Here is a 12,899-nt window from a genome sequence, read left to right on the forward strand (position 1 = left end):
TTCAACCAATAAATTGCATCATGGCTAAGAGTCCCCCCAAGTTCGATACCCCGAATTCTCCCCAGCCCGCCGACCTCAGTGGCGGCGACAAAATCACCACCTCGTCGGGCCGCCCGATTGATGACACCCAGAACTCCATCACCGTGGGCCCGCGCGGGCCGGTGCTACAGGAAGACTACAGCGCGTTTGAGCGCCTGGCCCATTTCAACCGCGAGCGGGTGCCCGAGCGCGTGGTGCACGCCAAGGGCGTGGGCGCGCAGGGCAAGTTCACGGTCACGCACGACATCACGCAGTACACGCGCGCCAAGCTGTTCAGCAAGGTGGGCAATGAGTGCGACATGCTGGTGCGCTTCAGCACGGTAGCCGGCGAGCGCGGCTCGGCCGATACGGCCCGCGACCCGCGCGGCTTCTCGCTGAAATTCTACACCGAAGGCGGCAACTGGGACATGGTGGGCAACAACACGCCGGTGTTCTTCGTGAAGGACGGCCAGAAGTTTCCCGACTTCATCCACAGCCAGAAGCGCGACCCCTACACCAATCTGCGCAGCAAAACCATCATGTGGGATTTCTGGAGCCTGATGCCCGAAAGCTTGCACCAAGTGCTCATTCTGATGAGCGACCGGGGCACGCCCTACGGCGTGCGCCACATGCACGGCTACTCGTCGCACACGTTCTCCATGATTAACAAGGACAACGTGCGCACTTGGGTGAAATACCACTTCCTCACCCAGCAGGGCATCAAGAACTTCACCGATGCCGAAGCCAACGAAATGGCCGGCCTCGACCCCGATTTCGCCCAGCACGACCTCGTGGATGCCATCACACAGGGCAATTTCCCGAAGTGGAAGATGTTCATCCAGACCATGCCCGAGGAGCAGGCCGCTACCTATAAGTGGAACTCGTTCGACATCACCAAAGTGTGGCCCCACGCCGATTTCCCGCTACAGGAAGTGGGCGTGATGGAGCTGAACCGCATTCCCGAGAACTACCACGCCTTCGTGGAGCAGGCCTCGTACTCGCCCGCCAACATCGTGGACGGGATGGGTTTCTCGCCCGATAAGATGCTGCAAACCCGCATCCTGAGCTACCCCGATGCCCACCGCTACCGCGTGGGCGTAAACTACGACCAGCTGCCGGCCAACCGCTCGCCCTTCGCCACAAGCCACTACCAGCGCGACGGCCATATGGCCCTAGGCAACAACGGCGGCCCGGGCGTGAACTACTACCCCAACTCCTTCGGAGGCCCCACCGAGGACAAGAGCGTGAGCGACTACGCCTACCCCGTGGAGGCGACCAAAGCCGCCCGCTTCGACCGCAACGCGCCCGGCGACGACGACCATTTCACCCAGCCCGGCAACCTGTTCCGCCTCATGGATGCCAAGGCCCAGGAAGACACGATTAAGAACATCGTGGGCCATATGTCCGGCATCGAAGGTCCCAAAAAGGATGAAATCATCGCCCGCCAGCTCGGCCATTGGTTCAAGGCCGACCAAAAACTCGGAGCCGGCATCGCCGCCGGCCTGGGCGTGAAAGTAGACGGGCAAAAATCCAACGGCCAAGACCATAAGCAGTATGCGCCGCCCGCACCGCTGGACAAGGTGCCGCACGGGGCGAAGTAAGGAATTCGATTCAATTGAGAAAGGCCCGCTGGAATATTCCGGCGGGCCTTTTTGTGTGAAATTTATGTTGAGCACTACTTCCGCACAATCTTGAGCGTGCGATGAGAAGCATGATGGCTGATGCTTAACACATATACGCCGGATGCCGGAGCTGCCGCCTCGGGCAGCTGCAACACGTTGCTGCCGGCCACAAGCGTGGCCGAGCGAGTGAGCAGCGCCCGCCCCACGGCATCGTGCAGCACGATGGTAACCGGGCCGGCCTCGGCGGTGCGCAACAATAGGTTTAGCTCCGGGCCGAAGGGCTGGGGGTAGGCCTGCACGGCAAAGCCAACGGTGGCAGGAACCTGCACGGTGCGGACGGGCGAGTAGCTGGCGGTGCCGTCCTTATCAATCTGGCGCAGGCGGTAATACACTAACTCGGCGGCGTAGCGGGTCACCCAGAGCAGGCCGGCGGGGTCCTGCACCAGCTCATGGATGAGCAGGCGGCCCAGCAGCGGGTCGCGCTGCCACGTCTGGGCGCGGCCGTGGCAAGGCAAGGAGCGCCCAGCAGCGCAATCAATAGGAAAAGTAAAAATTGACGCACGGGCAACGGGAAAAGCAAGCGCGAAATAACTGCCGCAATGGTACTTACTCAGGAGCTTATGTCGCCGTGGTAGGGCGCGGGGCTTGCCCCCGCCCGTCGTTGAACGATTGATGTTCAACGACGGGCGGGGGCAAGCCCCGCGCCCTACAGTTCAATGAAATGCGACTTAATCCTGCAACTCCCAAGCCGTCCTATATCCCCCAATCAGCTCCACGTACTCAATCAGCGCCTTGAAAAACGGGTGGGCGCTGAGCGTCGAAGAGTCGCCGACGAGCAGCAGCTTTTTGCGCGCCCGGGTCATGCCCACGTTCATGCGGCGGATATCGCTCAGGAAGCCGATTTCGCCGTGGGTGTTGCTGCGGGTGAGGGTGATGGCGATAATGTCGCGCTCCTGGCCCTGGAAGGAATCCACCGTGCCCACGCTGAGCTGGCGGTGTAGCATGAAGCCACTGAGCTCGTCGTTTTCCTCAATGGCGTCCTTCAGATAGTTGATTTGGGCGCGATAGGGGGCAATTACGCCGATGCTGAGCGGGTCTTCTTCGTGGTCGGCGGGGTCGTAGGGTTCCAGCAGCTGCGCGAGGCGCTTGAGGAGCAAATCTGCTTCTTCGGGGTTGGCGGTGGAGCGGCTTTCGGGGATGGTGATTTCCTGGAAACCGAAGCCGGCCGTGTCGAGGAATTCCACGGGCAGGTCGGGGGCGAAGCGCAGGTCGTAGGCATCGAGGCCGGCGTGCCGCACGGTTTCGTAGGGCGTGAGCTTGCTGTCGTAGAACTGGTCGGAGCTGAACTGCATGATTTGCTCGTGCATGCGGTACTGCACCGTGAGCATGCGGGCCGTGCTGGGCTGGCGCTTGATGGCCTTCTCGAACAGCGTTTCGCGCAGCGCGCCGGCTTTGTCGCTCTTCACGGTGGGCGGCAGCTGGTGGTGGTCGCCGGCCAGAATCACGCGGTTGCCCTTGGCAATCGGAATCCAGCAGCCGGGCTCCAGGGCCTGGGCGGCTTCGTCGATGAACACGGTTTCGTAGGTGAGATGACGGATGTTGCGGTTGCTGGCGCCCACCAGCGTGCACGTTATCACCTGCACTGATTCCAGCAAATCCTCGGTGATGTAGCGCTCCAAATCGTCGGCCTGCTGGAAGAGCATCCGCGCTTCCTCCTTCAGCATTCGGCGCTGCTGCTGCTCCTCGTACCCGAAGTTGCGGACGTGTTTGCTGGCGGTTTCGCGGTACTGGTCGGCCGTCTGGCGCATCGAGCGCATCTCGTTGTAGCTCTTGTGGGCCATCACCTGGGCATCGAGCGTGTGCTCCAGCAGCAGGTCGGAAACCCGCGATGGATTGCCCATCCGAATAACATTCACGCCGCGCTCGGCCAGCTTTTCCGTCAGCAAATCGACGGCCGTGTTGCTGGGCGCGCACACCAGCACGCGCCGCTCGCGCCGGATGGTTTCCAGGATGGCCTGCACCAGCGTGGTGGTTTTGCCGGTGCCGGGCGGGCCGTGGATGATGGCCACGTCCTTGGCCGCCAATACGTGCTTCACGGCGGCCAGCTGCGAGTCGTTCAGCGGGCTGGGATAAAACAGGTCAGTAGCCTTTTCCTCGCGGAAACGGGCTTCCTTGGCCCCCAGCAGGATGTCGCGCAGCTCGGCCAGGCGGTCGCCGTAGGCACCCATTACCTTGCCCAAGGCGTAGTCCATCTCGCGGTAGCTCACTTCGTCGAAGGTGAGGTCGATGCCCATTTTATGGCCTTCGGTCACCCAGTCGGGCAGGTCTTCTTTGGTGGTGGCGAGCAGCAGCTTGTTGCGCCGCACGCTGGTGATGACGCCGTTGAGCGTGGGCCGGTCGGTGGCCGAGCGGCCGGGCACGTTGCCAAACAGGGCCGCGTTCTTGCCCACCTGAAACAGGTGCAGGCCCTGCTGGCCGGCGGGCCGCTCCAGCTCCAGCACCACCTTGCCGCCGAAGCCAATGTCTTCCTGCGTGATGGTGACGGGGTACCAGGTGAGGCCGCGCTGCTGTCGCTCAGAGATGCTGGCTTTGGCGTTTTTAAGCTTGAATTGCTCCAGGTCTTCCTGCTGCTCCAGCTTCATCAGGGACTGGACGTGGCGCAGTTCCTTTTCAATGGCGTAGGGGTCGACGGGGGCGAAAGTGGGGGTGGTATCGGACAAAAGAATGCGGGTTGGGTTCGTTGAGTATTGTAACAACGAAATGGGGTAATATGTGGCCAAAAGGCTCTGGAAAGAACCTTGGATTTATTCGTCGGCTACTTTACGAACATAGCGTTTCAGCTCTTCAATGTCTTGAAACACGGGGCAAACTACCGAAGCGAATTCTTGAACAGCCTCTTCGCTGTCTGCATACATATCCAACTGAAATCCTTCTTCATCAAAGTCCATATGGTCTGCCAAATCCGGGGCACTGCCTTCAATAATCAGCGTGACTATATCAACAAGCGAAATCAGCCCTTCAGCTGGGCTATACCTCTCAAATAGCGTCTTGTAAGCCGTTAAGTCCGGGGATTCAAAATCAGCTACAATCTGATACATCTGTTCGGGCGAACCATGCTGCGCACCATTCGCGAAAGTGATGCTGAAAGGGAAATATTTGTCCATAATTTGATTCTGACAAAGGTTGACTTTAGCTGGATATTAACAAAGGTCGGAGGTAGCCGGAGAAACCCGGAGTAGTTCGCCGTAGGGTGCGGGGCTTGTCCCCGCCCTGCGTTGAACGGAGTCATTGTAACGATGCGAACGTCCGGGCGGGGACAAGCCCCGCACCCTACTGCAAATTGCTCTCGGGTCATATTCTCGTTTCCTTGGCAACGATGCCTGCCGCGCCCGCGACGATAGCAGCGGAGGCGTCAAGCATAGCTGTAGTGACGTCATGTCATGCTGCCGAGGTGGCTAGCATAGCTGCCGTGGCGTTATGTCATGTTGCCGGGCTGGCTATCATTGGTGCCGGGTTGACAAGCATTGCTGCCGGGCTGGCAAGCATTGCGGCGGAGCCGACAAGCATCATTGCCACGGATGGGAGCACCGCTGCCGGCCCGGCATATCCGGCGGTTTCGCTAAAAAGCCACGCGGCACGTATGAGAAGTGCTTTCCCGACTACTCATACTTCCTCAACCCCCATGGCTGCTCCCACCACTCCGCCGCTCACCGGCCCCGATTTTGTTGCCGATGGCCTCGCTCTCGCCGACTTGGCCGATGGCGCGATGACCACCGGCCATGCCCACGGCGAGGCCGTGCTACTGGCCCGGCGCGGCGACGAGCTTTTTGCCATCACCGCCAAATGCAGCCACCTGGGCGCACTGCTGGGTAAGGGCCTGCTCGATGGGGAAACCGTGCGCTGCCCCTGGCACCATGCCTGTTTCAGCCTGCGCACCGGGGAGGCCCTGCGCGCCCCGGCCCTCGACCCGCTGCCGTGCTGGACAGTGGAACAGCGCGACGGCCGCGCTTACGTGACCGGCAAGCAGGAACGCGACCCGCTGGCCCCCGTGGCAGCGGCCGAGCCCCCGGCGCACCCGGCCGCCGTGGTCATCGTGGGGGCCGGCGCGGCGGGCAGCGCGGCCGCCGAAATGCTGCGACGCGAGGGCTACGAGGGCCGCATTACGCTGCTGGATGGTGAGGCCGAAGCGCCCTATGACCGCACTATGCTCTCCAAAAGCTTCCCGGCCGATGAGAAAAAGCCGGTGACGCTGCGGCCCGCCGGCTTCTACGCCGAGCACAACATTGAGGTAGTCCACGGCGAAGTCGCCAGCATTGACGTGCCCGGCCGGCGCGTGCTGCTGGCCGATGGTGTGGCGCACGCCTATGAGGCGCTGCTGCTGTCCCCGGGGGCCGCGCCGGTGCCGCTCGACATTCCGGGCCACGACCTGCCGCAAGTGCATATGCTGCGCTCGCTGGCCGACCACCGCGCCATCGTGGCCGGAGCCCAGGGGGCGCGGCGGGCGGTGGTGCTGGGGGCCAGCTTTATTGGGCTGGAAGTAGCTGCCGCCCTGCGCGGCCTGGGCCTGGAGGTGCACGTAGTGGCCCCCGATAAGGCCCCCCTGGCCAAGGTGCTGGGGCCGGAGCTGGGCGCAATGGTGCGGAAGCTGCACGAGGAAAAGGGCGTGGTTTTTCACTTGGAGCAAAAAGCCGAACGCATCGAAGCCGGCGCGGTGATGCTCGCGAACGGCGAGCGCCTGCCCGCCGATTTGGTGGTGGCGGGCATCGGGGTGCGGCCCCGGCTGGCGCTGGCGGAGGCCTCCGGCCTGGCCATCGACCGGGGCGTGACGGTGAACGAATACCTCGAAACCAGTGTCCCCAGCATCTTCGCGGCCGGCGACATTGCCCGCTGGCCCGACCCGCACTCCGGCCAGAACATTCGCGTGGAGCACTGGGTGGTGGCCCAGCGCCAGGGCCAGACGGCCGCCCGCAACATGCTGGGCCTGCGCGAAAAATTCGACGCCGTGCCCTTCTTCTGGAGCAAGCACTACAACCTCTCGATTCGCTACGTGGGCCACGCCGAGAAGTGGGACGAGGCGGCCGTGAGCGGGGATTTAGGACAACAGAAATGCTCGATTGCCTACCGGGCCGGGGGCAAAACCCTGGCCGTGGCCAGCGTGCAGCGCGACCTCGAAAACCTCCGGGCCGAAGTAGCGCTGGAAAGCGACGATGAAGCGGCCCTGAGCCAGCTGCTACGCGGCGGCACTGCCGCGGGTTGAAACCGCTACGGGCGTGATGATTGCACAAGCTAAAGCCGGTGCTACACCTCCAGCTTTTGCCCCTGAATGGCCTTAGCCATCAGCTCCGGGAACTTGGCCGGGGTGCAGGCGAAGCTGGGAATATCCAGCGCCGCCAGCTGCTCGGCCACGCGGCGGTCGAAGCTGGGGGCACCGTCGTCGCTCAGGGACAGGAGGACTACGATGTTTACTCCGGCGGCTTTGAGGGCGGCGGCGCGCTTTATCATTTCCTTTTCATTGCCGCCTTCGTAGAGGTCAGTGATGAGGACGAGGATGGTATCGGTAGGGCGGGTGATGAGCTGCTGGCAGTAGGTGAGGGCCAGGTTGATATCGGTGCCGCCGCCCAACTGTACGCCGAACAGTAGGTCCACCGGGTCATGCAGGTTTTCGCTCAGGTTCACCACGGCCGTATCGAACACCACCATGTGCGTTTTCACAGCTTTCAGCGAAGCCAGCACGGCCCCGAACACGCCCGCATAAACGACAGACGAGGCCATAGAGCCGCTCTGGTCTACGCAGAGCACAATTTCCTTCAGCGCCTGCCCGCGCCGCCCGAACCCCACCAGCCGCTCGGGAATAATGGTTTTGTGGGCCGCCTGGTAGTGTTTGAGGTTGGCTTTGATGGTCGCGCCCCAGTCGATTTCGTGGTAGCGGGGGCGCGGGTTGCGCACGGCCCGGCTCAGGGCGCCCTGCACGGCCTGGCGCAGCGGGTTGCTGAGCTTCTTTTCCAGCTCGCGCACCACTTTGGTGATGACCTCGCGGGCGGTGGCTTTGGCCTTCTGCGGCATCACCCGGCTCAGCGACATCAGCGTGCCCACGAGGTGCACATCGGCCTGCACCGTGCGCAGGATTTCGGGCTCCAGCAGCAGCTGGTTCAGGCCCAGGCGCGTCATGGCATCCTGCTGCATGATGGCCACTACTTCGGTGGGGAAATACTCGCGGATATCGCCCAGCCAGCGGCTCACGCGGGGCGCGGAGCCGCCCAGGCCGGCCTTGCGCTCGGCCCGGTCGCCGTCGTAGAGGGCGGTGAGCACGTCGTCCATGCGGCCGTAGTCGGGCGGCATCGGCACGGCGTTTTGCGCATCGGCGGCGCTGCCGAGAACGAGTTTCCAGCGGCTTAGTGTGGTGGGCATAGATGTTGGTAGTTTTGGTAGTTGTTACATTGATTTAGAACGTCATGCTGAGCGCAGTCGAAGCATCTCTACCGCATTACCAAATCATCCATTGGATTTACTCTTCGCGGTAGAGATGCTTCGACTGCGCTCAGCATGACGTTCAGGTTTTATCCTGACAAACAATTTAACCCCCCAGCAACACCCGTAGCCCCGGTAGCACCCGTGCCCCGCGCTCCCAATCAAAATCTACTTCCGCAACCGACACCGATGTGGCCTCATCTGAACTCGCAATTTCCAGAATCTGCCGCCGCTCGGGCAGCGAGAAATCGGTGAAGGCGCGGCGCAGCAGGGGCACGATTTCGCGGAAGGTTTCTTCCTGTAATTCACTCAGCCAGGTATCGAGCAAGTCGAATAATTCGCGGTGATGGATGAGCAGCAGGCCCGAGCCGCGCAGGAAACCCTCAATCCAGGCGGTGGCGTAGTCGGTGGGTTGGGCGGGGGCCAGGGCGAGGCCGAGGGTGACGGACGTGGCGGTGGCATCGGCCTGCTGCGCGTCGAAGAGCAGGCGGGCGGCGGCCCCGGCCAGCAGGCCGTTGGTGGGCGCGTGGCGCAGCACAGCGGCCAGGGCCGTGTACCAGTCGGCTTCGTGGGCGTCATTTTGGAGCAGGCGAATGGCTTGGTGGGTGGCTTCGATGCGCTCCAGAAGCGGCTTGGCAGCATCATAATTCAGCCCCGCGCAGGCGGCGGTCAGGCCGATGCACAGGCGCGGCACCAGCTGCTGCACCACCTGGGCCACCTGGGCGGTATCGGTGCGGCGCACGTTGCCGTAGCGCAGCACTTGGGCCAGCGGGGGCAGGGCGGCCAGCAGGTGCGTCACGTCCCGCGTATCGGCCCCGATGGTTTCGAGCCGCGCCACCAGCGCCGGAATGGCCGGGCCGAGGTCGGCGCGCAGGGCTTCTTCCAGTAGGGTGCTCACGGCTTCGAGGCTGGTGGCTTCGGCGGCGCGGGTGGTGGCGCGGCTGGCGGCGGCGGTGAGGACGGTGTTGCCCCAGCGGCCGGCCTCAATCACGGCCAGGGCCATTTCGGGCTCCCATTCCAGCGTCCAGATTTCGTGGAAGGTGCCGCTTTTGCCAGCCACTTCTTCGGGCTCGCCCCAGTTGATGTCGAGCAGGCGCAGGCGGTGCAGCAGGTGGCTGCGGTCGAGTTGGGCTGGCTGGCGCAGGTCGAGGTCGAGCGGTTTCGAAATGGCTTCGGGCTTGAGGCGCAGGGTCTTTTGCTGCTGGGCCAGGTCCTGCTGCAAGGGCGTGGCGGGCAGGCTCGCTGGCACTTCGCCCAGCTTCACGCCAATCACCAGCTCCTTGTGCACTAGCGCCAGCGGCTCGGCGTAGCCCCCACCCAGGATGACCACGGCGGCTTCCTGCAACTCGTCGATGCCCGGCAGCGCCAGGCCGCGCACGGCGGCCAGGGCCGCTGCCAGCCGCACGCCCTCAATGGCGTGGGCCGAGGAAGCATCCACGTCCTGCCCGCGCAGCAGGCGGGTGGCGCGCACCATCCAGTGGGTCAGGACTTCGGCACGAGGCTGGGCGAAGAGCAGCTCGTACCAGGCGGGGGAGAGCACGCCCGCGCCGTAGCCGGAGCTGAAGGACAGCCGCTCGTAGGTCCACGGAATCCAGGTGGTTTCGGTGGGGACTTTCTTCAAGCCTTTGAGGCGGGCTTTGTCTTCCTTTTTGAATAGGTCGGTCTGCAATACCGGGGCATGCCAGGCTCCGCACACCACCGCTACGCGCGGGTAGCCCTGGGCCAGGGTGGTGCGGAGGGTTTCGCGCATGAAGGCCTCGCGCAGGAGGGTTTCTTCGGTTTCGGGGCGTTTTAATTCTTCGCGCAGGGCCGTCATCATGTCCAGCACCACGGCGAAGGTGTCGGCGTGGCCGGGGGCGTGTTCGAGGTGGGTTTCCCACCATTGCTCGGAGTCGGTGTAGCCGGCCAGGCGGGCAATGTAGGCGACGGGGTCGGCGTCGGGTTCAACGATTTCGCCCTCCGCGTTAACCTCACCCCCTGACCCCCTCTCCAAAAGAGAGGGGGCACCGGTTATGCTTTCTTCAGCTTTGTCGGAAGAGTTTTCCTCACGAGCCGGTGCCCCCTCTTTTTTGGAGAGGGGGTCAGGGGGTGAGGTTGACGCTAGGGCCGCCACCGCGTCCCGCATGCCAAACCGCAGGCTCATCGGCAAATCCATGCAGCGCACATGGGCTCCGTTGCGGGCGCACCACTGCACGGCCTGCCACTCCGGCGAGAACTCGGCGAAGGGTAGGAACGAGGCCTGTCCTTGCTGTTTGGGGTTGTAGACCAGCAGGGCTACCGGCGGGCGCAGCTCCGGGTGGGTGGCGGTGGCCAGGGCGGCTTCGGCATCGGCGGGGCACTCCAGCAGCACGATATCGGGCCGGAAGGCGTCGAGGGCGGCCACGAGGCTGGCGGCGCTGCCGGGGCCGTGGTGGCGGATGCCGAACAGGCGGAGGTCGGGGGTGGGCATGAGCGGCGCGGGGTTGGGCAGGGGCTGCAAATGAACAACACCCCGCCCAACCCCGCGCCGCCAGGCCAGTAGCGCGGACTACAAAGTCCGCGCTACAAGCAGCCGGGCCTAGAAACGCTCTTCGATTAGCCCCATGTTGATAAGGGCACCGGCCTTGCCGCCGGCGGCCACGGCGGCCGAAACGGCCCGGAAGCCCGTGGTGGCATCGCCGGCCGCGAACACACCGGGCACGCTGGTGCGTTGGAAATCATCGACCTGCACGTGGCCCATTTCGGTGAAGGCGCAGCCCAACTGCCGGGCCAGAGGGCCGGACTGCTCAAACGGCACGCGGGCAAATACCGCGTCGAGCGGGCGGGCGCTGCCATCGGCCAGCTGCACGGCTTGCAGCTGCCCCTGGGTGTGGATGATGCCGGCCAGCGGCTTTTCTTCGATGGTGATGCCGTGGCGGGCGAGGGTCTGCCGCTGGGCGGGGTCGAGGGTGGCGGGGCCGTCGGTGAAGAGGGTGAGGCGGGGCGACCAGTTGTGAATGAGGCGGGCGAAATCGAAGCCCACGTCGCCGTTGCCGATGACGCCGAGGCGCTGGTCGGCTACTTCATAGCCGTGGCAGTAGGGGCAGTGCAGCACCGAAATGCCCCAGCACTCGGCAAAGCCGGGCAGGGCGGGCAGCAGGTCGATGACGCCGGTGGCGAGCAGCAGCCGGGCGGCGGTGGGGGCGGCCCCGGCGGCGGTTTCGACGCGGAAGCCGCCGCCGGGGAGGGCGGTGGCGGCCAGGGCTTCGTCGTTGCGCAGCTCGATGGTGGGGTAGTGCTGCACCTGGGCCAGGGCCTGGGCGCGCAGGGCGGCGGGGGTGGCCCCGTCCTGGGTGAGGAAGTTGTGGGAGTGGGGCGTTTGGCGGTTGCAGGGCCGGCCGGTGTCGAGGAGGAGCACGCGGCGGCGGGAGCGGCCCAGGGCCATCGCGGCGGAGAGGCCGGCGTAGCTGCCGCCGATGATAATGGCGTCGAAATCGGGCATAGAGGAAGAGGGAAGGAAGCAGCCGCGATACCTGCGGGCCATCGGGGCGGACGCGGGCAGCCGGATTCCCTTACAAAAAACCTGTTTTACCCGCCGACACGCTGCTGCATCCGGCAGATATCCTACTGACGCTAAAATATATCCTACTAGCGGCCGAAGATATCCTACTTCCTATAAAAGGTATCCTACTGGCACCTGTGGACACGGTGCTGGCACTGGAAGATATCCTACTGACGCTTGAAGATATCCTAGTGGCGGGTGTGGAATCGGTGCTGGCGGGTGTTGGGGATAGGCTAGACTTCTTCTTTCGCTGGTTTGGGCGCTCTAATCGGCTTTGATTAATTTCATAGTCTTGTTTTGCTCGATAATAATCTTGTCACCACCGAATGCGTTAAGCCCTCCACGGATTTCACCTAAGCTGTAAATCAAACTGATAGGGTCCGTGAAAGTATATCTTATATAATCATAAGAATTTGAATAAAGGCCATCCTTGCTTTTAGGGTAACTCTTAAATAGCTCTTTATTGTATTTGGGGAGCATCGCATTGATAAGAGCTTTCTCTGCATCAAGGAAGATTGATTTCTGACTAGGTAATGAATAGCCCATCATTAAATCCACAAATTCTTTGCTGCCCGATTTGGCTCCGAAACTTTGAATGTGTGTATTTTCTTTAAAAGCAAAGAAAAGAATGGCTATCTCGTGAGTAGGTAATGAGCCAAATACGATTGGCTCTTCAAGTGAAAGTATGTTCTGCAACGCATCATGCCCGGATAATCTTTGCCAAACTCTTTGGTCAGTTGCTTTACCAACATAAAGGACTTGATATTTTGTAAAGTTTCGAATATTTCCTTCGATATCAGCAATGATACCGCCGTTCCATATGTTTTGGAGTAACTTCTCTGGTGTAAACCATACGATAAATTTTCCTAACGTTTTTTCATCTTCACCTTCATATATCTTAAATCCTGCCACATAGTTCATAGGCATTTCTCCTAAATTGCTCTTAGGATTGTGGGCACCTGCCGAAATTAACACATACTTTGAAGGGTCAATGTTGAAGCACTCCTGAAATAAGGGAACCAAAACCCTTAAAATATTTGGATTGTTTTCTTGGCGTATTTCTAAGTCTATCATTCCATCTTCCGAATAATAATTCAGATTAGAGAAGTATAATTCTGGCCGTTGGCATATTGCGTATAAATTGCTGTTTATTAGATTTGCCTGAATGTCAGTGTCATCTTTCAATAACGCAAAATCACGGTTTGATAGGGGGCTATAAGCTAATTTTAATTGATTGATAATTAATTTCGACCCCATTGTAGTGAATGTTT

9 protein-coding genes are annotated in these 12,899 nt (G+C 61.8%); 2 read left to right on the forward strand and 7 right to left on the reverse strand.

Annotation, left to right across the window (positions count from 1 at the left end):
* The first annotated feature begins 20 nt into the window (after positions 1-20).
* The gene (locus tag ACYU70_RS03170; RefSeq protein ID WP_342299381.1) at positions 21-1,619 is read left to right on the forward strand and encodes a catalase; all 1,599 of its coding nucleotides are present in this window, start codon (positions 21-23) and stop codon (positions 1,617-1,619) included.
* A 74-nt stretch (positions 1,620-1,693) separates the two neighbouring features.
* Here ACYU70_RS03170 and ACYU70_RS03175 read toward each other — a convergent pair whose 3' ends face one another.
* The 3 genes from ACYU70_RS03175 to ACYU70_RS03185 form a co-directional block, all read right to left on the reverse strand.
* Positions 1,694-2,155 carry a T9SS type A sorting domain-containing protein gene (locus tag ACYU70_RS03175; protein WP_342299379.1) on the reverse strand — a complete coding sequence of 154 codons (462 nt, stop codon included), beginning with the start codon at positions 2,153-2,155 and terminating at the stop codon, positions 1,694-1,696.
* A 213-nt stretch (positions 2,156-2,368) separates the two neighbouring features.
* Entirely contained in the window at positions 2,369-4,360 is a 1,992-nt protein-coding gene (locus ACYU70_RS03180) for an AAA domain-containing protein (RefSeq protein WP_342301007.1), read from the reverse strand.
* Between the two features lie 84 nt (positions 4,361-4,444).
* Positions 4,445-4,804 carry a hypothetical protein gene (locus ACYU70_RS03185; RefSeq protein ID WP_342301006.1) on the reverse strand — a complete coding sequence of 120 codons (360 nt, stop codon included), beginning with the start codon at positions 4,802-4,804 and terminating at the stop codon, positions 4,445-4,447.
* Between the two features lie 518 nt (positions 4,805-5,322).
* On the opposite strand from ACYU70_RS03185, the gene ACYU70_RS03190 reads away from it, so the two are divergent.
* Positions 5,323-6,897 carry an FAD-dependent oxidoreductase gene (locus ACYU70_RS03190; protein WP_342301005.1) on the forward strand — a complete coding sequence of 525 codons (1,575 nt, stop codon included), beginning with the start codon at positions 5,323-5,325 and terminating at the stop codon, positions 6,895-6,897.
* A gap of 41 nt (positions 6,898-6,938) precedes the next feature.
* Here ACYU70_RS03190 and ACYU70_RS03195 read toward each other — a convergent pair whose 3' ends face one another.
* The 4 genes from ACYU70_RS03195 to ACYU70_RS03210 all read right to left on the reverse strand — a co-directional run bounded on the left by ACYU70_RS03195 (position 6,939) and on the right by ACYU70_RS03210 (position 12,885).
* Positions 6,939-8,048 (reverse strand): VWA domain-containing protein, encoded by a 1,110-nt coding sequence (locus ACYU70_RS03195; protein ID WP_342301004.1) that lies wholly within the window; start codon positions 8,046-8,048, stop codon positions 6,939-6,941.
* Between the two features lie 166 nt (positions 8,049-8,214).
* Positions 8,215-10,557, reverse strand: coding sequence for a DUF5682 family protein (locus ACYU70_RS03200; protein ID WP_342301002.1), 2,343 nt, complete (start codon positions 10,555-10,557; stop codon positions 8,215-8,217).
* A 108-nt stretch (positions 10,558-10,665) separates the two neighbouring features.
* Entirely contained in the window at positions 10,666-11,568 is a 903-nt protein-coding gene (locus tag ACYU70_RS03205; protein ID WP_342301001.1) for an NAD(P)/FAD-dependent oxidoreductase, read from the reverse strand.
* A 324-nt stretch (positions 11,569-11,892) separates the two neighbouring features.
* Positions 11,893-12,885 (reverse strand): hypothetical protein, encoded by a 993-nt coding sequence (locus tag ACYU70_RS03210; RefSeq protein ID WP_342300999.1) that lies wholly within the window; start codon positions 12,883-12,885, stop codon positions 11,893-11,895.
* Positions 12,886-12,899: the final 14 nt, after the last annotated feature.

The sequence above is a fragment of the Hymenobacter segetis genome (assembly GCF_054776495.1).

Bases quoted from the DNA above. Each gene is read 5' to 3' on its own strand.
- ACYU70_RS03190 (WP_342301005.1), top strand. From the start codon at position 5,323: ATGGCTGCTCCCACCACTCCGCCGCTCACCGGCCCCGATTTTGTTGCC.
- ACYU70_RS03210 (WP_342300999.1), bottom strand. From the start codon at position 12,885: ATGGGGTCGAAATTAATTATCAATCAATTAAAATTAGCTTATAGCCCC.
- ACYU70_RS03195 (WP_342301004.1), bottom strand. From the start codon at position 8,048: ATGCCCACCACACTAAGCCGCTGGAAACTCGTTCTCGGCAGCGCCGCC.
- ACYU70_RS03200 (WP_342301002.1), bottom strand. From the start codon at position 10,557: ATGCCCACCCCCGACCTCCGCCTGTTCGGCATCCGCCACCACGGCCCC.
- ACYU70_RS03170 (WP_342299381.1), top strand. From the start codon at position 21: ATGGCTAAGAGTCCCCCCAAGTTCGATACCCCGAATTCTCCCCAGCCC.
- ACYU70_RS03185 (WP_342301006.1), bottom strand. From the start codon at position 4,804: ATGGACAAATATTTCCCTTTCAGCATCACTTTCGCGAATGGTGCGCAG.
- ACYU70_RS03205 (WP_342301001.1), bottom strand. From the start codon at position 11,568: ATGCCCGATTTCGACGCCATTATCATCGGCGGCAGCTACGCCGGCCTC.